22 protein-coding genes and 2 tRNA genes are annotated in these 23,843 nt (G+C 61.5%); 11 read left to right on the forward strand and 13 right to left on the reverse strand.

Going from position 1 to position 23,843, the window contains the following annotated elements:
• Window positions 1-39 precede the first annotated feature (39 nt).
• A tRNA-Thr gene (locus AArcSl_RS05325) sits at window positions 40-111 on the reverse strand.
• 48 nt (window positions 112-159) lie between these two features.
• Window positions 160-819 (reverse strand): DUF7114 family protein, encoded by a 660-nt coding sequence (locus AArcSl_RS05330; protein ID WP_119816057.1) that lies wholly within the window; start codon window positions 817-819, stop codon window positions 160-162.
• A gap of 125 nt (window positions 820-944) precedes the next feature.
• Here AArcSl_RS05330 and AArcSl_RS05335 point away from each other — a divergent pair, with 125 nt between their 5' ends.
• The gene (locus AArcSl_RS05335) at window positions 945-1,640 is read left to right on the forward strand and encodes an enoyl-CoA hydratase/isomerase family protein (protein ID WP_119816060.1); all 696 of its coding nucleotides are present in this window, start codon (window positions 945-947) and stop codon (window positions 1,638-1,640) included.
• Between the two features lie 30 nt (window positions 1,641-1,670).
• Here the strand turns inward: AArcSl_RS05335 and AArcSl_RS05340 are convergent, their stop codons facing one another.
• Window positions 1,671-2,510 carry an NAD+ synthase gene (locus tag AArcSl_RS05340; protein ID WP_119816062.1) on the reverse strand — a complete coding sequence of 280 codons (840 nt, stop codon included), beginning with the start codon at window positions 2,508-2,510 and terminating at the stop codon, window positions 1,671-1,673.
• A 183-nt stretch (window positions 2,511-2,693) separates the two neighbouring features.
• Between AArcSl_RS05340 and AArcSl_RS05345 the strand changes: the two genes are divergently transcribed.
• Window positions 2,694-2,764: transfer RNA gene (locus AArcSl_RS05345), tRNA-Gly, on the forward strand.
• Window positions 2,765-3,137: 373 nt separating this feature from the next.
• Here the strand turns inward: AArcSl_RS05345 and AArcSl_RS05350 are convergent.
• Window positions 3,138-3,485 (reverse strand): winged helix-turn-helix transcriptional regulator, encoded by a 348-nt coding sequence (locus AArcSl_RS05350; protein ID WP_119816065.1) that lies wholly within the window; start codon window positions 3,483-3,485, stop codon window positions 3,138-3,140.
• Between the two features lie 75 nt (window positions 3,486-3,560).
• Between AArcSl_RS05350 and merA the strand changes: the two genes are divergently transcribed.
• The 4 genes from merA to AArcSl_RS05370 all read left to right on the forward strand — a co-directional run bounded on the left by merA (window position 3,561) and on the right by AArcSl_RS05370 (window position 8,835).
• Window positions 3,561-5,009 carry a mercury(II) reductase gene (merA, locus tag AArcSl_RS05355; protein WP_119816068.1) on the forward strand — a complete coding sequence of 483 codons (1,449 nt, stop codon included), beginning with the start codon at window positions 3,561-3,563 and terminating at the stop codon, window positions 5,007-5,009.
• Window positions 5,010-5,114: 105 nt separating this feature from the next.
• Entirely contained in the window at window positions 5,115-6,869 is a 1,755-nt protein-coding gene (locus tag AArcSl_RS05360; RefSeq protein WP_119816071.1) for a cation:proton antiporter, read from the forward strand.
• A gap of 26 nt (window positions 6,870-6,895) precedes the next feature.
• Window positions 6,896-8,575 (forward strand): cation:proton antiporter, encoded by a 1,680-nt coding sequence (locus AArcSl_RS05365; protein ID WP_119816074.1) that lies wholly within the window; start codon window positions 6,896-6,898, stop codon window positions 8,573-8,575.
• 53 nt (window positions 8,576-8,628) lie between these two features.
• The gene (locus tag AArcSl_RS05370; protein ID WP_133412127.1) at window positions 8,629-8,835 is read left to right on the forward strand and encodes a hypothetical protein; all 207 of its coding nucleotides are present in this window, start codon (window positions 8,629-8,631) and stop codon (window positions 8,833-8,835) included.
• A gap of 144 nt (window positions 8,836-8,979) precedes the next feature.
• Here AArcSl_RS05370 and AArcSl_RS05375 read toward each other — a convergent pair whose 3' ends face one another.
• Window positions 8,980-10,176: a threonine synthase gene (locus tag AArcSl_RS05375; RefSeq protein WP_119816080.1), complete on the reverse strand. Its 1,197-nt coding sequence runs from the start codon at window positions 10,174-10,176 to the stop codon at window positions 8,980-8,982.
• A 267-nt stretch (window positions 10,177-10,443) separates the two neighbouring features.
• Here AArcSl_RS05375 and AArcSl_RS05380 point away from each other — a divergent pair, with 267 nt between their 5' ends.
• Window positions 10,444-10,872: a universal stress protein gene (locus tag AArcSl_RS05380; protein WP_119816083.1), complete on the forward strand. Its 429-nt coding sequence runs from the start codon at window positions 10,444-10,446 to the stop codon at window positions 10,870-10,872.
• 68 nt (window positions 10,873-10,940) lie between these two features.
• Here AArcSl_RS05380 and AArcSl_RS05385 read toward each other — a convergent pair whose 3' ends face one another.
• The 4 genes from AArcSl_RS05385 to AArcSl_RS05400 form a co-directional block, all read right to left on the reverse strand.
• Window positions 10,941-13,013 carry a TRAP transporter permease gene (locus tag AArcSl_RS05385; RefSeq protein WP_119816086.1) on the reverse strand — a complete coding sequence of 691 codons (2,073 nt, stop codon included), beginning with the start codon at window positions 13,011-13,013 and terminating at the stop codon, window positions 10,941-10,943.
• A gap of 71 nt (window positions 13,014-13,084) precedes the next feature.
• On the reverse strand, window positions 13,085-14,215 hold the full coding sequence (locus AArcSl_RS05390) for a TAXI family TRAP transporter solute-binding subunit (protein WP_119816089.1): 1,131 nt from the start codon (window positions 14,213-14,215) through the stop codon (window positions 13,085-13,087).
• Window positions 14,216-14,544: 329 nt separating this feature from the next.
• Window positions 14,545-14,736, reverse strand: coding sequence for a hypothetical protein (locus tag AArcSl_RS05395; RefSeq protein ID WP_217563501.1), 192 nt, complete (start codon window positions 14,734-14,736; stop codon window positions 14,545-14,547).
• A gap of 213 nt (window positions 14,737-14,949) precedes the next feature.
• Window positions 14,950-15,180 (reverse strand): DUF7385 family protein, encoded by a 231-nt coding sequence (locus AArcSl_RS05400; protein ID WP_119816095.1) that lies wholly within the window; start codon window positions 15,178-15,180, stop codon window positions 14,950-14,952.
• A gap of 170 nt (window positions 15,181-15,350) precedes the next feature.
• Between AArcSl_RS05400 and AArcSl_RS05405 the strand changes: the two genes are divergently transcribed.
• Window positions 15,351-16,379 (forward strand): lysylphosphatidylglycerol synthase transmembrane domain-containing protein, encoded by a 1,029-nt coding sequence (locus AArcSl_RS05405; RefSeq protein WP_119816098.1) that lies wholly within the window; start codon window positions 15,351-15,353, stop codon window positions 16,377-16,379.
• Window positions 16,380-16,407: 28 nt separating this feature from the next.
• Here AArcSl_RS05405 and AArcSl_RS05410 read toward each other — a convergent pair whose 3' ends face one another.
• Window positions 16,408-17,370, reverse strand: a complete 963-nt coding sequence (locus AArcSl_RS05410) for a phosphatase PAP2 family protein (protein ID WP_217563502.1) — start codon at window positions 17,368-17,370, stop codon at window positions 16,408-16,410.
• Window positions 17,371-17,523: 153 nt separating this feature from the next.
• On the opposite strand from AArcSl_RS05410, the gene AArcSl_RS17025 reads away from it, so the two are divergent.
• On the forward strand, window positions 17,524-17,739 hold the full coding sequence (locus AArcSl_RS17025; protein ID WP_119816100.1) for a hypothetical protein: 216 nt from the start codon (window positions 17,524-17,526) through the stop codon (window positions 17,737-17,739).
• A 301-nt stretch (window positions 17,740-18,040) separates the two neighbouring features.
• On the opposite strand, the gene AArcSl_RS05420 is transcribed toward AArcSl_RS17025, so the two are convergent.
• A complete protein-coding gene (locus AArcSl_RS05420; RefSeq protein WP_119816103.1) occupies window positions 18,041-19,378 on the reverse strand; it encodes an NUDIX domain-containing protein in 1,338 nt (445 codons plus the stop codon).
• 121 nt (window positions 19,379-19,499) lie between these two features.
• Window positions 19,500-19,730, reverse strand: a complete 231-nt coding sequence (locus tag AArcSl_RS05425; protein ID WP_119816106.1) for a hypothetical protein — start codon at window positions 19,728-19,730, stop codon at window positions 19,500-19,502.
• Between the two features lie 156 nt (window positions 19,731-19,886).
• Here AArcSl_RS05425 and AArcSl_RS05430 point away from each other — a divergent pair, with 156 nt between their 5' ends.
• Both AArcSl_RS05430 and AArcSl_RS05435 read left to right on the forward strand, forming a co-directional pair.
• A complete protein-coding gene (locus tag AArcSl_RS05430) occupies window positions 19,887-21,695 on the forward strand; it encodes a site-2 protease family protein (RefSeq protein ID WP_119816109.1) in 1,809 nt (602 codons plus the stop codon).
• A gap of 38 nt (window positions 21,696-21,733) precedes the next feature.
• A complete protein-coding gene (locus AArcSl_RS05435; RefSeq protein ID WP_119816112.1) occupies window positions 21,734-22,234 on the forward strand; it encodes a hypothetical protein in 501 nt (166 codons plus the stop codon).
• A gap of 47 nt (window positions 22,235-22,281) precedes the next feature.
• On the opposite strand, the gene AArcSl_RS05440 is transcribed toward AArcSl_RS05435, so the two are convergent.
• On the reverse strand, window positions 22,282-23,784 hold the full coding sequence (locus AArcSl_RS05440; RefSeq protein ID WP_119816115.1) for an amidohydrolase family protein: 1,503 nt from the start codon (window positions 23,782-23,784) through the stop codon (window positions 22,282-22,284).
• Window positions 23,785-23,843: the final 59 nt, after the last annotated feature.

The raw sequence follows: 23,843 nt of genomic DNA on the forward strand, positions 1-23,843 counted from the left end.
TCGTGAGTTTGTGAGTTTGCGCAGAAACGAAAGAATCGAAGCCTAGGCCGGGATTTGAACCCGGGCTCTCGTCCTTACCAAGGACGCGCTTTACCGCTAAGCTACCCAGGCACGCAAGAGTGGGTTGGCCGGATTCGTCTTTAGGGCTTTCGATTCGCGTCAGGAATCGGTCGTCGACGGCACTCGCCCACCGGTCAACGTTGCGATGTGATCGGTGGTCGTCTCCGACAGTGCCTGCCGGGCCGGGGGCATATCGCCCTCGTACTCCCGGGCGAGTGTGCAGGCGTACGAAAGCAATTCCTCGGGGGGTTCCTCGTCGACGGCCGTCGTACCCGCCAGCACGGCGAGTTCGAACACGTCGGCCTCGAGGTTACGATCGAGCGTCTCGACGTCGGCACCGCCTTCCTCTCGGCGCGTCTGATCGCGGCCGAACGCCCGGACCACCTCGACCGCCCGGTCGCCGGCTTCGGTGCGGGCCAGCAGGTAGAACCCACGGGCGACGAGTACGTCGGCGGCGACGACGTCGAGATCGGCGTCGATGTCAGCCTCTGTGGCCGCAACGTCGGCCCACGGCTCCTCGTGGGCGAGCGTCCGGGTGAGGCGCAGCCCCTCGTAGATGAGTTGCACTCCGGCAGCACACCCGTGTAATGTGTCGAGATCGACGTCGGGCGAGAGCGCGCGGGCGCTCAAAAGCGTCAAAACTCCGGGAGTCATCGAGGCGTCGGCGATCCGGTCGTCGAGAACCTCTCGGAGCCGCACCGGTTCGATATCCGAGAGCGCCTCGCGCGCGGCGTTTCGAGCCCGCACGGCGTCGTCCATCACTGTAATATTGGGGAGCGAAAGGCAAAGACCTTTGGAAAATCCCGCCGGATTCGGGGTGTGCACAGCCGCCAGATCGACTCGGAAAATCGCACGACTACGCCCCATCGACGGGAGGAACTGCCGTGACCGTTCGGACGAGGACACGCGACAGGGTCAGAACGGTCGAACTCGCGAATCCCGATCGGCGAAACGCCGTGTCGCCGGCCGACCTGAACCGCATCGAACGTGCGATCAGTCACGCCGAACAGGCGGGAGAGCCGGTGGTGTACCTCGCAGGATCGGACGCCGCGTTCTGTGCGGGTGCGGACCTGGGCGCTGTCGCGTCGCTGTCTGACCCGGCGGCGTTCGCCCGACACGGAGCGAGAGTCGCCCGGCGGATCGAGGAGAGTGAGCCGATCGTCGTCGCCGGGATCGGCGGGCCGGCACGCGGCGGCGGCGTCGAACTCGCACTCGCGTGTGACCTCCGAATCGCCACGCCGGAAGCGACGTTCGCGGAGTCGGGTGTCCGGCTCGGACTGTTCGGCGCCTGGGGCGGGACGGTCCGGCTGCCGCGGATCGTCGGCGAGGGGAACGCCCTCGACCTCTCGCTTTCCGGTCGGACGATCGACGCCGAGGAGGCGCTCCGGATCGGGCTCGTCTCCCGGATCACCGACGATCCCTTCGATGTCGCGGCCGATCTCGCCCAGTATCCGCCGGACGCGCTCCGGGGAATCAAACGGCGGATCCGGGACCGGAGTGACCTCGACTCTCAAGAACGCGCCGAGGCGGAGCTGTTCGCCCGGCTCCACGATCGGTACGGTGAAAACCTTCGCAAATGACGGTGTGGTGGCACGCGACCGGGATATCAGTCACTCCCGCGACGGAGCCGGCGGCATCGACCGCTTGTGTTCGCTGCCTTCGACGAGTTCGACGACCCGGTGGATCTGGTCGGCCGTCACGTCCAGGGCTCGGACAGTGGCGGCGACCGACAGCGGACCGTCGACGTGCAGCGCCAGGATCCCGTCGAGTGTGTCGTAGTCGACGCCCATCTCCTCCTCGTCGGTCTGGCCCACCCACATCCCCGCGGTGGGCGTCTGCATCACCAGATCGTGCGGGACGCCCAGGTGGGTCGCGAGCTGGCGCACCTGCATCTTGTAGAGGTTACCGATCGGATTGCAGTCGACCGCCTGGTCGCCGTACTTCGTGAAGTAGCCGGTCATCGCTTCCGAGCGGTTGCCCGTCCCGAGCACGATCCGGTTTTCGTGGTTCGCAACGAAGTAGTTCAACACCGCCCGCGTCCGGACGTAGACGTTGCCGGCGGCCATCCGGTCGTCTGCCGCCTCGGGATACCGGTCGAAGAACGTCTCGGCGATCGGCTGGATCTCGATGACGTCGTACTCGATACCCAGATCCTCGGCGACGCGCTCGGCGTCGGACATCGTTTCGGGATCGTTCACCTCGCTGGGCATGAGCAGGCCGTGGAGGCCGTCAGTCCCCAGCGCTTCGACCGCGAGATACGCGGTCGTCGTCGAGTCGATCCCGCCGGAGAGGCCGAGGACGGCGCCGTCGGCGCCGGCCGCCTCGACGGTGTCGGCGATAAAATCGGTGATACGTTCGCGAGTTCGTTGCAGTTCGGCGTCCGAAAGCGTGAGGTCGAGCGGCGGTTCCCCCTGGAGGAAGATCGACCGCTCGTCGTCGAGTTCGCTCATCGTCCGACGGTTCGGGTTCGAATAACTAATAGCCACCTGTACCGACTAAAGTGTGTACAATCAACCCAAAATTGGAATGATAAACAAACGTTCGTTTATAAGGCAGGCAAAAATTGAGACGGAACTGGATCGTCGGGCGACAAGCGCTACGTTGAAGTGTTCCGATACGGTATCTCGACGTGCGCGCCGTTGGTCCAGTGGTAGGACAGTGGCTTCCCAAGCCACTAGCCCGGGTTCAATTCCCGGACGGCGCATGCGAGGCCGAACGCAGTGAGGCCTCGAAAACGTGAACGGCGAACGAAGTGAGCCGTGAGCGCATGATTGTCTGTACTAACCGATTCCATTCTCTGCGATTCGGGAGATGGAGGCGGGGGTAAGATACGCGAGCTGTAACTTGCATCGGGTTTCTGGTGAAATATTGATAAAATGGGCTTGAGTCCGGGCAGTCACTCACATATAGTAACCCAAGAACGATCCCCTCGATCCACAGCTCTTCGATGAGGTATTCGCCCCTTGCACACAGCAGCGGTCGAATGTCAGCTTAAATATGCGATTCGGACCGACTGGGGTATACAGACGTTGTACACATCAACTCCCAGGGTTGGCCCTGTTGCCTCGGTTGCTCCCCTAATTTGACTCCTCGGACGCCCATTCCAAGAGCGGACGAAGGCGATCCCTAACCTCTTCACCTTCTTCGGTTAGTGCGTATTCGACACGGGGTGGAATTTCGTTATACTGGCTGCGCGTGACGAGCCCAGCCCCCTCAAATTCATCGAGGCGTTTCGAAATCGTTGATGTGCTTGCAGTCGGGAGGTGGTGTTCTATCTCGGCAAATCGCATCGAATCGTGCGCCCCAATGATACTCACCAACTGCATGGCGTATTTCCGGCTCAACGTTTCGATGATACCGGTTAATGGACAGTAACACGTGCCGTCGATATTGCAGTTTGGCGCTGGTGAGGTTGCATCTGCCATGACTTTGATGCCTCGAAGTGTGTTTGAGGCTTTGGACTCTACAGTATAATAGTTTCGGGAAGTACAGTATAGGAAATGACGAAGTCAGATACGTACGATCTGGTCGTTTTGGGTGGCGGAGCGGCGGCGTTTGCGGCTATCACTGAGGCTGACAGACGTGGACTCTCGACGGCTCTGGTAAATAGTGGTCTCCCATTGGGCGGAACGTGCGTGAATGTCGGTTGCGTCCCCAGCAAACACCTCCTCGAAGTCGGAAAGACTGCCTTCGAGCCGCCCCGTACGCCGTTCAAAGCCATTTCTTACGACGACGGGCAGCCGGCGACGAATTGGCACGAAGCGATTGCGGAAAAAGATGATCTCGTTGCCGGATTGCAACACGAAAACTACGCGAGTGTCGCCGACCACTTCGGCACGAAAATTCTCGAAGGATACGGAGCTTTTTCGGATTCTCGCACCATCGAGATCCTCGACGGCCAGGACGCCGGTCGTTCGGTGACCGGTAAAAAGATACTGATCGCAACTGGCAGTTCACCGGCAATTCCCGACTTTCCGGGATTAACCGACGTACCCTACGAAACGAGTGAGTCGATCCTCGAACGAACTGACTTGCCCGAACACGTCATCATGATCGGCGGCGGCTACGTGGGGTTGGAATGGAGTCAGATACTCCATCATTTCGGGGCGAGTGTAACCATCCTGCAACGCTCAGACCGCGTGCTCTCTGCGATGGAACCGCAACTTGGTGAGGAAATCGAGCGGACATTCACCGACGAGGGGATCGAGGTTATCACCGGTGCACAGATTCAGGCAATCGATGGGTCGGATCGTACTATCGAGAACGACGAGGATGTCGTCGTTGCTGCGGATGTGGGTGGGAGCAACCAGACGTTTGCGGGGAGCGATCTCTTCCTCGCAACCGGGGTCACCCCGAACACCGACGAAATCGGCCTGGAATCCGCCAAGATAGCGACCGAGAACAGCGGTGCGATACAAGTCAATAAGCGGTTTCAAACCGCAAATCCCGACGTGTATGCGGCCGGTGACTGTATCGGGGAACCAATGCTTGAAACTACGGCCGCGAAGGAGGGAAATCACGCCGTGAAGAATGCCGTTGGCGACGAAGGGGTGACGATTGATTACCAAAGTGTTCCGGCGGTGGTTTACACCAGTCCCGAGGTTGCTTCTGTGGGTATCACGGAAGCCGAGTATGTGGAGGAGTTTGGCACTTGTACCTGTCGAACCGTTCGCATGGACGACGTGCCGAAGGCGAAGGCTGTCCGGGATAGTCGCGGCTTTGTACAGGTTGTCAAGCATCACGAAACGGATGAGATCGTCGGCGTGCACATGGTCGGGGCCCGAGCAGCAGACATGATCTCGGAGGCAACTCTGGCCGTAAAGTTTGGCCTGACAGTGGACGACATTATCGATACGGTTCACCCGTTTCCGACTTTCTCGGAGGCCTTCAAACACGCCTGTCAGGCGTTCCGTCGGGATGTCTCAAAAATGAGCTGCTGCGTCGAATAGTTACATGAGACCCTCCATCACCGTAGTACGAACGGATCGAGAGCAGTTAGCCGATCGGGGCTTCGAAACTGTTAATTGACATCTGCGAAAATTGGCCACGAATAGATGGTTTCAGAAGTAGCGCTTTCTTTTGATCTGGCTATCATTCTCCTCGCTGCGACTATCGCCGGATTCCTCGCCAGGCAGACCGGCCAGCCGACCATTATCGCCTACATCATCGCAGGGGTCATAATCGGCCCTGTCGTGCTCGGCCTCGTCGAGGTCACCGAACTCACGGAGACACTCTCGGAACTGGGACTCGCGTTTCTGCTGTTCCTGCTCGGCATCAAGATGCGCATCGACGAGATCAAACACATCCTCTCGCCGATCGTCAAGATCTCGCTGCCGCAGATGGCCGCCGTCGCCGCCGTCGGAACCGGCGTCTCGCTGGCGCTTGGATTCGGCACGATGGAATCGATTATCATCGGCCTGGCGGTGATGTACAGTTCAACTGCGGTCGTCATCAAGATGCTCACCGATCTCGGCGAGACGACCACCCTCCACGGCAAGATCGACGTCGGAATCTTGCTGCTCCAGGACGTCGTGGTCGTCATCATCCTGGCTGTCCTGGCAGCGGGCCGTCCCGAAAGCGCCGCGGAGGTCGGCACAACGCTCGCGGTCGTCCTCACGCTCGTGGCGATCATCACCGTCGCAGCGTTGGCGGCCTCGAAGTACGCGCTCCCACCCATCTTCCGGCGGATCGCCGACAACAAGCAGATTTTCTTCCTCATCGCCATCTCGTGGGCGTTCCTCTTCGTGTTCGTCTCCGATAACGTCAACCTCTTTTTGGCGCCGTTAGGCATCACAGCCTACCTCTCGATCGAGATGGGCGCGTTCCTCGCCGGAGTCGCCATCGCCCAGCTCCCTTACAGCAAGGAACTGCAGGATCGGGTCAACCCACTGACCGACCTGTTCGTGATGATTTTCTTCGCGTCGGTCGCGTTGAGTCTCGATGCCGGTGAGCTCTTCTTCTACTGGCAGGAGGCCGTCATCGCGGCAGTAGTGTTGATGATCGGGAAGTTCGTCATCTTCTTCGCGCTCATCAGCTGGCAGCGCTTCGACAGCGAGACGACGTTCTTCGGCAGTCTCTACATGATCCAGGTCAGCGAGTTCGGTGTGGTCGTCGCAACTGCCGCGGTCGTTGGCGACTTTATCGGCGTCGAAATTCTCGGCTTCCTCACGCTTGTAGCACTCATCACGATGGGCGTTTCGGTGTACTTCTTCGCCTACGGGGGCGCTCTCTACGAGCGAGCGCAACCGTCCCTCTCGCGGTTCGAGGCCGAGGAGACCTTCGCCGAGGAGAAACGGGAGTACACAGACCACGCGGTCGTCGTCGGCTACGACGACCTGACGCGGAACGTTCTCGAACTGCTGGACGACCACTACGACGACCTCGTCGTGGTCGACCGGCAGGCCGCCCACGTCACCCAACTCACCCAGAAGGGCTACGACGCGGTGTTCGGCGACATCGGGAGCGGCTCCATCCGGAAGGACATCGCCCTCAAGAAGGCTGATTTCGTTCTCTCGTCGTCGGACCAAATCGAGATCGGAAAGACGATACTGCGGGAGACGAGCCAGGACGCGACTGTCATTCTGGAGGCGGGCGACGACGAGGACGCCCGCGCGCTCTACGATCGAGGAGCTGACTACGTCATTCAAAGCGTTCCCCTGTCGTCGGAGCGTCTCGCCGACTACCTGGAAGCGCTGCTGGAAGATCCGGACACCTTCGAGGACGCAGCAGAACGCGACGTCGAACTCCTCAAAGATCCGCAGCCGTTCCGGGACGTCCACGAACGGATGCGAGGTGATCTCGATGAGTGAACCGCCACACGACGGAGGGGATAAGGATGTCTGAGATGCTGACTGCGGTGGCGATCATCTTCATCGTCGCCGGGCCGTTCCTGCTGTTCGCCAACCGGTATGACCTGCCGGCCGCACCGCTTTTGGTCCTCGCGGGGATCGTCGCCGGCTTCTTCATCGACGAGGCGCTGGCGCTGGAGCTCGCGCAGTTCGGCATCGCACTACTGGTGTTTACCTTCGGTGTGGGGATCCAGCTCTCCAGCATCGAGATTGTGCTCGCCGACAGCGAACTCACCGCCCTCGGACAGATCCTCGTGGTCGGGGCACTCGGCATCGGGTTCGGCGTTCTCTTCGGAATTCCGCTCGGTGAGGCGATCTATCTCGGCGTCGCCGTCGCGCTGTCCTCGACAATCGTGGGGACCGCGCTGTTGCAGACCGAGATCCGGACGGATCTCATCCGGGGCCGGCTGGGCGAGTCGATCCAGTTCGTGCAGGATCTGTTCGCGGTCGCGTTCATCCTCGTCGTGGGTGCCGGCGTTCTGGAACTCGATCCGATCGTCCTGCAGATCGGCTACGGCGCCGTCTTCCTGGTTGGCGCTGTCCTCGTCAATCGCTACGTGTTCGACGCGATGGGGCGACTCGCTGGGGGTTCAGACGAACTCATGATCGTCGGGGTTGTCTCGCTTTTGGTCGTGTTCGTCGGCGCGGCGGCGGCAGTCGGTATTCCGATCGTCGTCGGGGCGTTCGCCGCCGGGCTGGCAGTGCGCCACGAGCCGGGCGAGTATCTGGGGCTGTTCAACGGCCTAGAATCGATCAAGGACTTCTTCGTGGCCATCTTCTTCGTGACCGTCGGTGCGCTCGTCGTCCTCCCGTTCGTCCAGCTCGGCGTGGCCGAATCGGTCGAGAAGCTGGCGCTCGTGGCCGGGGTCGTGTTGTTGGCGGTGCTCGTGAAGCCGGCAGTGACGACCACGATCCTGATGTACAGGGGATATGAGGCGCGGACGGCGACGCTGACGGCGCTCAGCACCGACCAGATCAGCGAGTTCTCCCTGATAATCGCCATCGAGGCCCTGCTGGTCGGACTGTTGACGCAGGCGGTGTTCGACGCCATCGTCCTCGCTACCGCCGTGACGATGATCACTTCGACAGTGACCCAGCGATACAACGAGCGGATCTACCGGATGCTTTCGACACGTGGCCTCGTCTCGGTCCGTCACGACAAGATCGACGAACTGAGCGACGTCCCGGAGGACATCAGCGACCACGTGATCATCGTCGGCTACGGCCGGAAGGGCAGGCGGATGGTCGAAACCTGTGAGGAACTGAATCACCCCTACGTCGTTATCGAAAACGACCCGGCGCTTCGAGAGGAGGTTCGCATTGACTGTGAAGCGTACGTCTTCGGCGACGCGATGGGGGATTACACCTGGGAGAAAGCCAACGCCGACGAGGCCCGAGTCATCGTGTCGGTGTCTGGTTCGGGGGTTATCTCCCGCCGACTGCTGGAGCTGGAGTACGACGCGACCCTCGTCCTCCGGGCCCGGGACGAACGCACCGCGCTCTCGCTGCTCGACGCAGGAGCCACCTACGTCGCCGTCCCGGACCTGCTGGCGGGCCAACAGTTGATCCAGTACGTCCGTGGACTGCTCGAAGGCGACCTGTCGGCCGAGGAGCTGCGAACGGAGGGGATCGCAGAACTAGAAGAACCCGTCCGCCTCATCCTCTAACTTAACGCGACCGTAGGCAAAGCGTATACTGTCCCGGGATTCAATTCGTGACCATGAGACGACCGGATGAACGGATGATCCCGGCTGAAAATCGAAAATGGTACCGCCTCGGTACTGCCATAGCGTTCTTCTGGGCAGCTTTCGTCGTGGTTTTGCTGTTGGCACTCGAGTGGAACCTGTTCTACGGGCTGGTGTTTGCAACGGTCGTTAGCGTGGTGTTTGGGATTGCGTTCACGTACTTCGTCTTGTACGTTTACTGATCGCTCATTCAGGTCAATCCTCTGTCGGTGGGTTGCCGTCCCCTATAGTCCATGTACGTCACCGATCGAATCTGTAGGTTGTCGTCGGTTATTATGAAGGCTAATGTAAACGAACGCACTACTGGAACGCTTCGAAGCCACCGCTCAGGGATCCGTCTCTCCGCCGACGAGCCCCGAAAGAACCCGTTCGAGATCGTCGATGGGGAGATCCCGTACGGCAGTGTCGACGGTCGTCTGTTCCTTGTAGCCCGACCCCGTTAGAATGCCGACAACGTCGTCATCCGCACCGAGAGTATCGGATCGAGTCAATTCCTCGATCGCCGAAAGGACGAGCGCACTGGACGGTTCCACCGAGAGCCCGGCTTCTTCGGCGAGTTGTCGCATGGCGGCCCTGATCTCGTCGTCTTCGATCGAGAGCACGGCCCCACCAGTCTCGCGAACAGCAGTCAGGGCTCTCGTCCCGCTCGGTGGGTCTTCGTTCGCAATCGACACCGCAATCGTCTCCTCACCGTCGACAGCCGTCACCGCCGCTGACCCAGCCCGGTAGCTCTGGGCGATCGGATCACAGCGGGCCGCCTGGACGAGATACAGACGAGGCATTGCCGACGAATCGAGCAATTCAGCCGTCTCGAGTTCCCGCAGTGCCTTCCAGATCCCGCTCGCGTTCCCACCGCTGCTCACCGGAAGGACGATCGCATCCGGAGCCCCGGGGGCAAATGCCTCGCAGATTTCGTATGCCACCGTCTTCTGTCCGGCGACCCGCAGTGGCGTATCCGAGTTGACGAACTCGATATCCACGTCGAGATTGAGGGTCTCCTCATACAGATCGCCATACGATCCGATCGCGCGAAACAGGTGCGGATCGTGTTGTCCGATGAGTTCGAGGCGTTCACGAGGCGTCTCCTCGGCGACGAGTACTGCACACTCCAGGTCGACACTGGCAGCGTGGGCGGCGACGCTCAAGGCCATGTTCCCATGCGAAACGGTCCCAACCCAGGTCGTGCCGTCGGCAACTGCGTAACTGATGCCGACCGCACTCCCGCGATCCTTGAAACTCCCGGTCGGATTGAGCCCCTCGAGCTTCAGGTGGATTCGTGGCCCGTCCGCAGATTCGAGCCCTCGATTGCGATGAAGTGGCGTGTTGCCGGACACACGGGACAGTCCCACGGGTTCATTCACGGGTAAGACATCCACATAGCGCCAGATTCCCATCCCTTCGTCGGGCCAGTCAAAATCGCGTGTGTCGGTGTCGAACCAGTGTGGTTCGCCGCAGTTACAACGTTTGCGATCACGGAGGTCGTCCGTTGCCCCGCAGTCGTAACATCGCACCCGGGTATCCATGGTATCCGTTGATCCGGTTCGGAGTAAAGCGTTCCTGTCACCTGGTGGAACGTATGTTTCACGTGGGAAGCTTACTCGCAGGATTCTCTGAAATAATGGATCACGTTTGGTGGCTCCTGAATTTGGGGCGTGAATTGTGAATCATGGACGCTTCGTCAGCGTGTTCGAGCGCGTTACGGAGATTTTCAGCGGTGGCGGTAGTCGAAAAGGGGAGCAGTGATAATCTTCTGAGATACTTTTAAGGGCCATTTGAGACAACACGTAGGTATGTACACGGTCCTTCTCGCTGTTGATAAAGAGCAACGGAATGTCCAGAAGCTCGCAGACGTTGTCATCGACTTTCCGGGATCCCCCGAAGAGAAAAAAGCTGTAATCGTGAACGTCGAACGCGAGTTCGACACCCCAGACGAGGGGGAGCGGGTGTCATCGGAAGACATGTTCGACGCGTCGAACATACCGAAAAGCGTCACCATGGTCAAGGAGCGCCTCGATTCGGCCGGGATCGAAACGACGATCCGCCGTGAACACGGTGAACCGTCGGATAAAATCCTGGAAATTGCCGACGTTATCGACGCCGACAACATCGTTATCGGTGGGAAAAAGCGCTCTCCAGCAGGCAAAGCGCTGTTCGGTAGCGTGACACAGTCAGTCATTCTGGAGGCCGAACGACCGGTTACCGTGATTCAACGGGAATGAGAGAGGAAAGGGTGGCCGACTGCTCTTAGTAGTGTTCGAAAATATCCTCACAAGTACCGCCAGCGGTCCTACCCTCGATCGATCACTGAAGCCATCGGAAACGGCCGATCTGTCGCTACCGTGCGGTAGACCAGGAACGTCAGAACAAACACACCGATTCCGGCAATCTGGAACAGCCTGACCGGGGCGATCATGACGAAAACACCCAGCCAGAACATGCCGAAACGGAGTGGATAGGCGAACCGTCGCTTCAGTCCGAACGGGTAGTTGAGGGCATAAATAATTGTTATCGAACCCATCATGATCACAGATGCGGTTATCAACGTATTCAGATCGATCACCGTCGAAACCAGTTCTGGATGATAAATGAACGAAATCGGCAAGACGAACAGTGGTGCAGCGATGGTGATCGCAACACCACATGACCGCCAGAAGTTCGAGCCGGCAATCCCGGAGGCAACTACGACCGCGATAGCCACCGGTGGCGTTACGCCCGCCATCACGGCGGCGTAGAACACCATGTAGTGTGCGGCAAGTTCCGGAACCGCGAAGACGTTGACAAACGTCGGTGCGACGAGTGTCGAGACGATAACGTATGCTGCCACCGTCGGCATACCGACGCCCATTACGATACAGACACCCATCCCGAACAACACGGCGATAAGCAGGACACCACCAGACAGCTCCATCAACATAATGGCGATTCGTGACGGCACACCGGTAGTCATCAGCAGGTCGACGACGCCGTTGACGGCGGCGAGGATGATCGCTATCGGAGCGAGGATGACCGCGCCTCGCCGGAAGCCGTGGATCGTGCGGCCAGTTTCTGTGAGGAACGTGTCGACGATTCGGTGTCCGCGAACGGTCCCTGCGACTCGAAGGACCGAGTTTTTGCCCCAGCGATCGCTGAGTTCGACCCGTGCGGATTGATGCCCGGTTACCACACCGTACGTCGATTGCAAGACCGGTGTCGTAATTCCCAGGATGACCATCGCGACGATCGTGTACAGTGCGGAAGTCATTACCGTCCACTGCAAATAGCCGAGTGTGAACAACAGGATCGCGAACGGGATACCGAACCGGGTCCCCTCCACGACCTTGTCTGCGGTCGTCAATTCGTCGTCGAAGTAATCGGCGAAGTCCATGCTCTGTCCACCGATCTCGTTGATGGACGTGTAGTGGACAGCAACGAGCACGGAAAACACCAGAATCGCCGCCGGGAGGAGGCCCGCAATAACCACGTCGATATAGGGAATCCCCAGTACCGACGCCATCACGAACGCCGAGGCACCCATGACGGGCGGGAGCACCTGCCCCGAGGTGGAGGCAGTTCCCTCGATACCGGCTGCCGTACGGCCGGAGAGCCCTGCGTCCATCATTGTCGGGATCGTAAAGGATCCGGTCATCCCTGCATTGGCGGCGTAGCTCCCGTTGATAGAGCCGATCACTGCGCTCGCAATGACTGCCGTTTGGGCCACGCCGGATTCGATGAACTTGGCGCTAACAATCGCGATTCGTAAGATCAAATCGAACGCCCCGAAGGCGAACAATAACCCTGCATACAGCAGGAATGGTGCAATCCAGGCGGCCGTCAACTGCGTCAGTGAGCCGTAGAAGCCGGCCAGATCCGTAAACAGCATCTGCAACATAAACGTCGTGTCGATCCCGGCATGTCCGAACAGGCCGGGGACGTAGTTCCCAAACACGGCGTACAGCATCGTCCCACCGACGAGCGCGAGGAAGATGTTTCCATAGGATCGCCAGGTCAGATAAAGAATGACGGTGACGACGAGCCAGCCGAGTCGATACTCGTGATCGTAGGCCCATCCCTGTCGACTAATGTAGAACCCCTGATAGTCGTTCCAGATGTAGATACTCGCGGCAATCATCACCAGTGCGGCCGCAAACAGGATGAGCAAATCCAGATAATCCTCGTCTTCGATGGATTCTTTGGCTTCCTTGATGGCGTACAGGACGAGGATTCCCCCGAGGAACAACACCCCGTACTGGGATCGGCTGATGTCCTGAGTCCAGGCCCACCAGAGAACCAGTGCCCACAGAATAAGGGCACCGACAGTGATGGCGTAATCGAGTATTGTGACGTTGATCTGTTGTATCCGAGACGCTGTTTCAGTACTCATTGATAGATGGATTGGCGATTGATCCACTGCTCGCTCCACTGTTCGAAACGGGCTGCCCAGCCGCAGGGCAGTTAGTTCACGTAATCGCCGACCATGTCACGGTCGCCGACGACCCAGTCGTCCTCCCAGACGTCGTTGTCCTGGTAATATTCGGCGGCACCCGGGTGGATCGGGTAGTCGGAGAGCGTCGGTGCCGCCGCACTCTCCGTGTCACTTGGCGTGAACCGTCGTTCGGCATCGCGCACGGTGTCGCCGTGTTCTGCCGCGATCCGAGTCAGTTCGTACACGGGTTCATCCGGTGTGTCGGGATGGAACGCGAACGTCACGTTGAGATCCCATGAAATGATCTCGTCGGCGTCGATATCCTGGCCCCAGTTGAAGTCCTCTACAGGGTTCTCGTACCGACTGAATCCGGCGCCGGCGAATCCCTGAACGGATTCGACAAGTGCGTCGGTGTGTTCGACGTATCTGACGTCGACCCGGGAGTCGTATTCGACGACAAAACCGGTGTTACCGACCCCAGGCGTCCCGTATGCGATGGCAGCGTCGATGCGTCCTTCTTCCATCGCACCCGGTGCGTCCGAGACGTCCATGTCGACGATGTCCATCTGCTCGTAAATGTCGGCCGTCGGTTCTTGCGACCACACTTCGAGCGTCGTCGCCCGGGTCGAATAGCCCGGTTCCGCCGGATACACGCTGGCCCCGGCGAGGTCGTCGAACGTTTGAATGTCAGTGTCCTCCCGTGCCATTATATAAATACTATACGGGAACGCGAGGAAGCCCTGCCACGGGAGGAAATCGACCGGATCCTCCTCGAACATGTCCAGGTGATTCTGGGCCTTATCCATCGTGTTCGTGTCGGTAATGCCGCCATCGAAGGCGTCCTGCTGGAGCCGACGGACCGTTCCGACGTACCCAGGGCTCTCCACGGTGGCGTAATTGACCATGTCACTTTCGGCGGACACAGCCGCTTCGAAGGCCAGTCCGACATCCATCGTGCCACCAGCTGACGTTCCGATACTGATGTCGTATTCTGCGTCCTCGTCAGTATCGTCGTCGTCATCGTCATCTACGCCATTATCGTCTTCGAGTGGGTCATCATCCGGATCCACGTCATCTCCGAGACATCCAGCAATTCCCACCACACTCATGCCACCGGCCGCTTGCAAGAAGCGACGGCGGTTCGGTTTTTTGCTTGTCATGCGTGACAATCTATACCAGAATCTTTTATTATATAAATTCTTCGCCACCCCTCCAACGATGTGTCAGTTTTTTATCCTGAGGGACGTTCTATTTTTGCAACCAACATCAATACGAACAACTCCATTTACAATCCCCATATATCACTGTACATACTTATTAACTAAAAATTTATTTAAGGGTTTCAGCGGGGTGTTTTACAGGATGCACGAATACAGCCATGGACTTGCAAATTTCGGAAAATGCCACTCTGTTCACTCTGACGTCGGATGGATCGGGAGAGACGATCAAGGAGATCTGTGATCACCGAGAGCCGCCGAACGGATTTCATTCAAGCACCGACGATGTAAACGGTGTGATACCACTGGGCGAGCAGGATAAGGAGCCCCAACGCCAGGACGATTTCGATTGCGCGGACGACGTACGGTGTGTAATTACGGAGCCATTCGACAGTTGTATTGTACGTTTCCTCGACAGTGGTAAGCAACTCGAACAACCGGTCGGAAATCGAACGTTCTTCCATGTGAGTCATTGTCGAGAGTGTGCTGTAATAAATTATGCGCTGATATAGTCATATACAGTACATTAATTAACGGTTGACTGGGTCAGTTTCACGGGTGGTTTCCCGATAACTGTGAAATCCCCGTTTGGATTTCGCCTAGAGGCAACCTCGGAGGAACTATCGACATCGCTACCGACGAGGTCTCTTCCAGTGAGTGCCCGGACGCGACGGGACTCACTGCTTGTGTGTGAAAATAAACGCCTGACCGTCCTCGACGCCGACACAGAAATTCAACTGCTTCGAGAGATTTAGGCTGGTCGGATTCTGTTTGCAGACGACCAGGTCGTCGAAGGGCATCCCGCAGGCCGGACAGGCGACCGACACCGTGTTCTGGTACGACTTGAGCGCCGAGTTCTCTTTGCGTGGCGTCAGGGACGTGATCAACTCCTCCGTATCGATGTCCATACGTTCTCTCAGCGATGCCACCGTATTCAATTACGGGGGCGACTGCTCCTATCACCCCGGAGGGGTGACCGCGATGTCAACCGCACCCCTGAATCGCACCGGCATCACGAGAATCCGGGGGCCCTAAGAGCGTGTTTTTATAGGCGAGGAAGGTAACCGACCGAACCAGGATGAAAGGACGGGCCCTCGTGGCGTTCGCCATCGCGATCGGGTTGCTCGGACTGTTCGTGTACGCGATCGGATGGAACGAGGTACTTTCCGCGATTTCCCGGACGACACCGTCGGTGTACGCAACTGCATTCCTCGCGATGATCGGCTGTCTGTTCTTTCGAAGCCTCGTCTGGCATCGGGTACTATCGATCGTGGACGAGGCCAGACCCTACTGGCTCGTCGCTGGTGTCTTCCTCACCGCGATGTTCGCGAAGTACGCCGTTCCCTACGGGCAGGTCACCTCCGGCGTCGGGATCGCCGCGGTGATCAGCCGCTACTTCGACGCCGCCTACGAGGAGGGGCTGGCAGCGATCGTGAGCGCTGACTTCCTCAACTACGTTCCCTACTACACGCTGGGCGGTGTCGGCGTCGGCTACGTTTTGTTTACCCATCCGCTGCCGATCGACCTCGGGGCCCACGCACTCCCGGTCGTCGCGCTCGTCGCGCTCGTGGCGACCGTACTCTGGATCGGCTGGCAACGTCGGACACTCGTGGTTCGGGGGATGGCCGGGGTTACTGCCCGAATACGAGCGCTCGTCCGTCGTCTGACCGGCCGGAACGTCGGGTTCCTCCGGCGGGAAAACGTCGAACGGCGGTTCGAGGGGTTTTACACGACGCTGGATCTGGTGGGGCGGGATCGCCGGGGAGTTCTGGGTGCTATCGTTTTTGCCCATCTCGGCTGGACCGGGCTCGCCGTCGCGCTGTTCGCGACCGCACACGCAGTCGGGACCGAAATACCGCTCGGAATCGCGTTTTTGGCCGTCGCCGTGAGCAAGGTCGGCTTCCTCGTCCCGACCCCGGGCGGCGTCGGCGGCGTCGAGGCGTCGATGGCGACTGCGCTGTATCTGCTGTGGCCCGTCGGATTCGCGACCGCGACCGCGACCGCGCTGCTGTGGCGGCTGTCGACTTACTGGTTTACGATCCTCGTGGGCGGAACGACCGCGATGGCGATGACGCTCCGGGATCCGACATCAGCAGGCACGGAGTGATCCGAACGGTCTGTCGTCGACCGAACAGTCAGTCGTTCGGTTCGCCACCATCCGCCTGCAGTTCGGGGTCGACGACGCGGCCGCGGAACGGGAGCGTCGACTGGAGTGATACCACCACCGGGTGTGTCTCAATCCGAACCGCAAGCCAGGGGACGACCAACACGAAGACGGTGAGCACGGCGTAGGCGATCACTTCGGCGACGAGCGCCGAGATCGAATGGGTGTTCACCAGCGCCGTGATCCCCAGCCACACCGTCGCGACGCGCAACACCAGGATGCCGACGAGACCTGCCGCACCCAGAACCAACACGGCCGCGCCAACGGAGGTAGTCGGACGGTCGGCGACGAGATACCACCCAATCGCGCCGCCGAGTGCCGCACCCAGCGAGAAGGTGAGAAACACGCGCGAACCGAGGAGCCCGGCGAAAAGCGCGATCGCCGTCGCGGCGACGAACAGCGGCCCCGGGTCGAACGTCCACTGATCCCGATAGTAGATACCGAACGCGACGATGCCGAACCCGAGCAGAACGCCCACGAGAACGTCACCGACGTAGTGGACGCCCATCACGACCCGCGAGACGGCGACCACGGCCACGAGGACGCCCGCGGCGAGATACCGCCACACCGGACGACCGCGGGTCATACTCGCCGCCAGCGCGCCGTAAAACCCCGCACTGCCCATCGCGTGGGCACTCGGGAACGAGTAGCCCGGATAGCCGGCCGGGGTAAACGCCAGTTCCGGCCGGGGAAGCTGGACGATTCCCTTCAGGCCGACCGAGAGCGCAAACACCGCGATTCCCACGGCGATGACGAAAGCCCGTTCCTGACGCGTCTCCCTGGCACCGAACCAGTAGAGCAACACGCCGAGGACCATCAGGAACGCGCCGTCGCCCAGATGGGTGAGCACCTCCAGGACCGGAACGAGCGGCTCCACCGCTTCCCGCAACGATCCGTTGACGGTCGGGTCCCACAGCGGGCCGTAGCGGTTCATCCCTCGAAGCCAGGGACGGGAGACAAAAATGTCCTCCGACTGCAGGCGAATCCAGGTGTTCGAGGGAGAGGTTGGAAGCTCCCTCGAGGGGTAACTCAAGCGTGCGTTTGTGTCTACAGTACGTTATTAGAGTCGCAGATCGTGCCGTGATATATGAGCGGCTCAGTCGCCCGATCGAAGCCGTGGTCCGGGAGCTTCGGCGGCGATCGCCTCCGCGATCTCCTGCGGACGATCGCGTTCGTCGCCGCCGTCGCCCTGCCCGCGGTGTACGTCCCCGTGCTGTTCGCCGGCGGAATCGGCCCGCTAACCCCCTCCCTCGGACTCGCACTGCTCGCGCTTCACGTGCTCGCGCTGGTTGCGGGACACTGATACTGGCTGGCGTAGTGATTTACCGGTCGATCGGCCGCTCGGCCCGCCGATCGTCCGGTAACGGCCTACAACAGTCAGTACGAGAGGGACACCCCCCCGTCCCCGAGCGACCGATCCCAGCAGAGAGAGCGACGGCGTTCGACGGAGTAGTGATCGCGGATACAGGTCGTCGACAGAAATCAGTAGAGTGGCTCGGTAGAACCCATCATCACAAGGGGCTCAGTGGGGGTAACCGTCGTCATCGCCACCAGATGCGAGTAGGACGCGCCGCCTCAAAAGTCACTCGGCGCAGGGGCGTCTCTCAACAGTCGCCCGCCCCGTCAAAGCGCCGGTTCCACGCCGCGTTCTCCCGGTGTTTGGCTGCAAACGACCGGACGTCCGCCGTCGACAGCGTCCCGTGTTCGGTGACGATCGCCGTCACCAGCCCCGGCGGCGTCCGATCGAATCGGGGCGTCGTGACGTCGATCCCCGACCCGCCATACACTGCCGCAGGATCCGACCATTCCTGCTCGAATCCGGCCGTCGGGGCGATCTTCGGAGTCGACGCAACGACGACCATCGGAACGCCCGCCCGGTCGGCGGCAAGTGCGAGCCCGTAGGTTCCGGCCTTGTTGTACACGCCCCCGCTGGGATCGATCGTGTCGGCCCCGACGAGTACGCAGGCGGCGTCGTCGCGTTCGAGGAGCCAGGGGAGCGCCGAATCCGCCGCGAGCGTGACCTCGATGTCGGAGTCGGACAATGTCTCGGCCACGCCAACACCCTCCCGATCGGGACGCGACTCGCCGACAATCACCCGGAGGGCCGCCGCCCCGTCCGGATCACCGATCGGTCTCGCCCGTGAACGCAGTTCGCGAAGCGCGGCGAGTACCGTTTCAGAGCGGGAGAGGGTGACGATCGGTCCGCCACGTTTTCGGAACCGTCCTCCGGGTTCGAGCAGGTCGGCGACGGATCGGGACGCGGTGCCGTCCGCCTCGACCGCCCGTTCGATCGCCGCGACCGTCCGGTCGTGAACGAGATCCAGTGACGGCACGGCTTCCTGGAGGTCCCCTTCGGCGACAACGGCTTCCATCACCCGGTTCACCCGGTTTCCGATCGCAACCATCCCCGGACGGGCGTCGACGAGTTCTCCCGCGAGTTCAGCGATCGTTTCCCACTCGTCGGCCGTCCCGGCCCCGTCACGGAGCACTTCGAGCGCGCGAATCGAGAGCCACGACGCGCCGTGAACCTCGTCAGTCCGGATCGTCTCGACGGTCGGGGCGATCCGGCAGTAGGTCTCCCACAGCATCGGGACGGTTTCGCGGTCGCGTATCGCCGTTGCGTGAGCCCATTCGGCATTCGCGACGGTTTCATCCGGGTGAACCTGCCGATCCGCGACATCGAACAGGAACGGGTGGACGAGCCAGGTGCGGTCCCCGTCCGGAACCGTGATCGGCGCCCCAGACCGAACGAGATCCGTCCCGTCGAGGCCGACGGTCTCGCGAACCCGACGCTCGGCCTCGGCAAGTGGATCCTCGGGGTCCGCCCCGAGATAGTCGGTCAGTCCCGCCCAGCAGTTCGGATAGACGTCGACTGCCGAGGACCGACGGACCAGCAGGATTTCCCCGCGGTTTCTGAGATACGTCGCGACGGCGTGATACATACCCGGCTTTGGCGTCCGCAGGATACGGTACTTTCGGATTCGTCGGGTTTGACTGGCTGTGCGACTGGCCGCTGGTGTTGACCGTCGGTGCTGGCCATCGATTCTGGCCGTCGACGCTTGCCTACGACGACTGGCCGTCGCCGATGCGTGGCAGCGTGATCCCGACCTCCGCCAGAACCGCGCCGATGGCCGAATAGAGAAAGACGACGACGGCGATCGTGATGAACGCCGCACCGCCCGCGACTGCGACGGCGCTGAGCGGATCTGCCAGTGCGACCTCCGTCCCGATGATGACGATCATCTCCCAGAGGTCGGTGACGAGTTCGACGACGAGTTCGCCCGGCGTGTACATATGGGAGGATTGAACGGGCGGGTATTTGTACGTTGATGGTTGTTCCCTTGTGATGCTTGATGCTTGCTCCCGCGATGCGTTACCCGACCGTGGTCACGCAACGTTGCGTCCGCCGAATCCGAACTCCTTTGCCCGCTGAAGCCTCAGGTACCCACGATGAATACGCTGCTTTGGGTCCTGGCGGGGATCCTCGCGTACACGTTCGCCGCGATGGCGCTGCGGAACCGCGGGTATCTGCCGGACTCCGTCCGCGTCAGCGGACCGCTCATGACGGTCCACACGAAACGCGGACGGGAGTTTCTCACGCGTCTCTCCCGCCCGAAGCGGTTCTGGCGGGCAGTCTCGAACGTCGGACTGGGGCTGGCGCTGGTCGCAATGGCAGGCGCGTTCCTGATGCTCGTCGGACAGGCGTTCATGATTCTCGAGTCGCCGCCCGACAGCGCGATCGCCGGTGGACCCCAGAACGTGCTCGTGATCCCCGGAGTCAACGAGTTCCTCCCCCTGGAGGTGGCGCCGGAGATCGTCATCGGCCTGCTCGTCGGGCTCGTCGTCCACGAGGGGGGTCACGGACTGCTGTGCCGCGTCGAGGACATCGACATCGAGTCGATGGGCGTGGTGTTGCTGGCGTTCATTCCGCTCGGTGCGTTCGTTCAACCGGACGAGGAGAGCGCTCAGGCGGCCTCCCGGGGGGCCCGCTCGCGGATGTTCGCCGCCGGCGTGACGAACAACATCATCGTCACGATACTCGCGTTCGGGCTGCTGTTCGGCCCGGTCGCCGGCGCGATCGCGGTCTCGCCGGGCGCGGCGGTCGGCGGCGTATATCCGGGCTCTGCAGCCGACAACGCGGGTATCGAGACGGGTGACCGGATCGTCGCCGTCGAAGGTGTCGATGTCGACTCGAACGCCGACCTGTATGCTGCGCTTGACGACATCGAAGACCGGACGATCACCGTGACCCTCGCCGACGGCGACGAACGGATCGAAACGAGCGTAGAGCGGTCGCTGCTCGTGACGACGCTGGTTGCCGACTCGCCGTTCGCCGCTCGAGGGGAGCGGGCCGGCCTGTCTATCAATGACACCGTGACCGCCGTCGACGGAACCGACGTCCGGACGGAAGCCGAACTCAGGAACGCGATCGGCGACGACCACGTCGCGACGTTCGAGACTGACGACGGCGAGACCGCAACCGGACCGGTCGGCGCGCTCGTGGCCGCCACCGACGACGGTCCCCTCGCCGCCGCCGACGCACCGACCGACAGACGGTTCGTGGTCGCCGAAATCGGCGACGCGCGGGTGTACGATCACCGCGACGTGAACCGGGCGCTGGAGCCGTACGACCCCGGCGACACCGTCGAAGTCGAAACGTACGTCCCGGACGAGGAGGGTTCGTGGGACGAATCGGACGAGGAGACGTTCACCGTCACTCTCGGCGAGAACCCCGACCGCGGCGGCGCGTTCCTCGGCGTCTCCAGCGCCCGCGGGTTCAGCGGCGTCGCCGTCGACAGCGTCGGCGTGAGGTCGTATCCGGCAGACACCTTCCTCTCCGTGCTCACGGGTGGGTTCGTCGACTCGCCGTTCCTCGGCGCCTTCTTCCTGCTCGTGTTGCCGCTGTTTAGCCTCTTTGGCGCCGGAGTGGATTTCAACTTCGCCGGCTTCGTCTCGGCGAACGCGAACTTCTATGAGGTTTCGGGAATCCTCGGCGTCGCCGGCGAGCCGGTCGCGTTCCTGCTGGTGAACGTGATCTTCTGGACCGGCTGGATCAACCTCAACCTCGCGTTCTTCAACTGTATCCCCGCGTTCCCCCTCGACGGCGGCCACATCCTCCGCGCGTCAACTGAGGCCGTAGTCTCCAGACTACCGATCGAATCGAAGCCACAACTCACTCGGGCGATAACCACCAGCATCGGGCTCACGATGCTGCTCGCACTGCTCGTGATGCTGTTTGGGCCTCAACTGCTGACCTGATCGACCGGAGATACTGACCCGATCGACCGGAGACAAAGATGGTACGGAAACGATACGACGGAACCGACGACGATCGACTCGGGTTCGACGAGACCAAAAACTACATGAGCGACGCGGTGGCGAAGTTCGTGCCGAACGCACTCGCCCGCCGGGCAGTCGACGTCGACGTCTCGACGGACAAGAAGGCCTACGAGGTCGGCGAGACGGTGACGATCACGGTGGAGTTCAAAAACCGGCTTCCCGTGCCCGTCCGGGTGCCGACGCCCAAACAGCGCAGATGGGGATGGGAGGTCGACGGGATTCTCGAAGCGACCGACGAGCAACGGTACGCCTCCGACACCCCGTCGACGTTCCAGTTCCGTGCGGGGGAACGGAAACGGTTCTCCGTCGAGTGGAACGGCCACTTCCGACGGACCGACGAGAACGGGATGGACGTCTCCCGACCCGCCTCGAAGGGGGATCACGTGATCACTGCGTTTCTGGCCACGGCCACGAACGGGGAGCGGCCGGAGGCGTCGACGTCGATTCGGATCGTTTGAGTCGAATTCGGATTCCGGCCGTTTGAGCCGTTCTGGCCGCAACAGAACTACAACCGTCCGGCATCGACGTCCGTGACCAGTTTGGAGCCGGCGTCCCGCCAGTCCTCCTCGGCGTTCGAGAAGATTCGTTCCGCCCGGCGGTTCGCCTCGGCGATCAGTTCGCCGGCGTCGAATCCCTCGATCGCAACCTCGCCGTCACGGAGGAGGCGTCGCCCGTCGACGAAAACGTCGGTCGCCTCGACCCCGGTGCCGCCGTACACGAGGTTCGGGATCGCGGTGTGGAACGGCTCGTCGACGGTCGGGGCAGTCCAGGGGCTTTCGAAGTCGAACACGGCGACGTCTGCGCGCTTTCCCTCCGTCAACGTGCCGACAACGTCGTCGATTCCCAGCGCCCGCGCCCCGCCGACAGTCGCAACCTCGAGGGTTTCCCATGCGGGCATCGCGGTCGGGTCGCCGCGATCGGTTTTCGACAGCAGCGCGGCCGTCCGGAGCTCGCGGACCGCGTTGTGACCCCCCGGTCCGGGTGCCTGATCGGTCCCGATCCCGACGGTCCCACCGTGCTCCCGGTACTCGACGATCGGGGGAACGATACCGTCGATGGCAGCGATCGACGAGGGACACCCCACCATCGAAACGCCGGCGTCGGCGAGACGGGCGCGTTCGTCAGGGGTCGCGCCGTGGAGATGGGCGGCGATCAGCCGGTCGGAGAGCAGATCCGCCGCGTCGAGGACCGACACCGTGGTGGGTTCCTCGCCGGCGCCCGGGATCGGGTTCGGGCCGTCCTCGCCGTACCGCTCCCGGATCTGGATCGCCTCCCGCTCCCCCTGGGCGACGTGTATGTGAATCCGACGGCCGTGTTCGTCCGCTCGACGCTCGATCTCCTCGAGCAACCGGAGAGAAACCATGTCCAGCGCCTGTGGACCGTACGCCGGCTCGACGAGGGACGCCGTCTCGTCTTCGTACTCGTCGAACAGCGCCTCCGCGCGTTCGAGCCCGGCTTCGCCGTTCCCCCTGTCGAACGGGTACAGCTCCTCGGGCCCCAGATCCGCACGGTCGTCGGGAACCTCGTTGATCGTCTCGGTGGCCACACACCGCACCGAAAACGGCTCGTACACTTCCTCCACGAGTTCCCCGACACGCCTCGCGTACTCACAGACGGTCGTCGTTCCCGACGCGAGAGCCTCGAGAACGCCCAGTTTCGCGCCGATGACGCCGTCTTCGCGGGTCGCGTGAGCACTGATCGGCCCGAGCCCGCGGTTCATCCACTCGATCTCGGGGAGATCCTGTGCCGCCCCCCGGACGATCGTGTGTCGGGTGTGTGCGTGTGCGTTCACGAGTCCCGGGCACGCGAGATCTCCCTCGGCGTCGACAACGGCTCCCGCCCGGGGACGAGCGATCGCCTCGTCGACGTCTGCCGCCGGGCCGACGTACTCGATTTGTCCGTCCGCGATTCCAACTGCCCCGTCCTCGACGATTCCGAGTTCGCCGGTTGCACCCCGCGACTCCGGGTCCATCGTCACGAGTAGTGCGTTCTCGATGAGCGTGTCCATGTCCACCCCTCACGTTCCCGAACCGTGAATGTCCGGGAGTCGAACGCTTTTATACGGGT

It is taken from the genome of Halalkaliarchaeum desulfuricum, assembly GCF_002952775.1.
Lineage (GTDB): Archaea > Halobacteriota > Halobacteria > Halobacteriales > Haloferacaceae > Halalkaliarchaeum > Halalkaliarchaeum desulfuricum.

Coding starts and splice junctions, on each gene's coding strand:
- AArcSl_RS05330 (WP_119816057.1), bottom strand. CDS start 819: ATGGACGACGCCGTGCGGGCTCGAAACGCCGCGCGCGAGGCGCTCTCG.
- AArcSl_RS05340 (WP_119816062.1), bottom strand. CDS start 2,510: ATGAGCGAACTCGACGACGAGCGGTCGATCTTCCTCCAGGGGGAACCG.
- AArcSl_RS05350 (WP_119816065.1), bottom strand. CDS start 3,485: ATGGCAGATGCAACCTCACCAGCGCCAAACTGCAATATCGACGGCACG.
- merA (WP_119816068.1), top strand. CDS start 3,561: ATGACGAAGTCAGATACGTACGATCTGGTCGTTTTGGGTGGCGGAGCG.
- AArcSl_RS05360 (WP_119816071.1), top strand. CDS start 5,115: ATGGTTTCAGAAGTAGCGCTTTCTTTTGATCTGGCTATCATTCTCCTC.
- AArcSl_RS05365 (WP_119816074.1), top strand. CDS start 6,896: ATGTCTGAGATGCTGACTGCGGTGGCGATCATCTTCATCGTCGCCGGG.
- AArcSl_RS05370 (WP_133412127.1), top strand. CDS start 8,629: ATGAGACGACCGGATGAACGGATGATCCCGGCTGAAAATCGAAAATGG.
- AArcSl_RS05375 (WP_119816080.1), bottom strand. CDS start 10,176: ATGGATACCCGGGTGCGATGTTACGACTGCGGGGCAACGGACGACCTC.
- AArcSl_RS05380 (WP_119816083.1), top strand. CDS start 10,444: ATGTACACGGTCCTTCTCGCTGTTGATAAAGAGCAACGGAATGTCCAG.
- AArcSl_RS05385 (WP_119816086.1), bottom strand. CDS start 13,013: ATGAGTACTGAAACAGCGTCTCGGATACAACAGATCAACGTCACAATA.
- AArcSl_RS05390 (WP_119816089.1), bottom strand. CDS start 14,215: ATGACAAGCAAAAAACCGAACCGCCGTCGCTTCTTGCAAGCGGCCGGT.
- AArcSl_RS05395 (WP_217563501.1), bottom strand. CDS start 14,736: ATGGAAGAACGTTCGATTTCCGACCGGTTGTTCGAGTTGCTTACCACT.
- AArcSl_RS05400 (WP_119816095.1), bottom strand. CDS start 15,180: ATGGACATCGATACGGAGGAGTTGATCACGTCCCTGACGCCACGCAAA.
- AArcSl_RS05405 (WP_119816098.1), top strand. CDS start 15,351: ATGAAAGGACGGGCCCTCGTGGCGTTCGCCATCGCGATCGGGTTGCTC.
- AArcSl_RS05410 (WP_217563502.1), bottom strand. CDS start 17,370: ATGAACCGCTACGGCCCGCTGTGGGACCCGACCGTCAACGGATCGTTG.
- AArcSl_RS17025 (WP_119816100.1), top strand. CDS start 17,524: ATGAGCGGCTCAGTCGCCCGATCGAAGCCGTGGTCCGGGAGCTTCGGC.
- AArcSl_RS05420 (WP_119816103.1), bottom strand. CDS start 19,378: ATGTATCACGCCGTCGCGACGTATCTCAGAAACCGCGGGGAAATCCTG.
- AArcSl_RS05425 (WP_119816106.1), bottom strand. CDS start 19,730: ATGTACACGCCGGGCGAACTCGTCGTCGAACTCGTCACCGACCTCTGG.
- AArcSl_RS05430 (WP_119816109.1), top strand. CDS start 19,887: ATGAATACGCTGCTTTGGGTCCTGGCGGGGATCCTCGCGTACACGTTC.
- AArcSl_RS05435 (WP_119816112.1), top strand. CDS start 21,734: ATGGTACGGAAACGATACGACGGAACCGACGACGATCGACTCGGGTTC.
- AArcSl_RS05440 (WP_119816115.1), bottom strand. CDS start 23,784: ATGGACACGCTCATCGAGAACGCACTACTCGTGACGATGGACCCGGAG.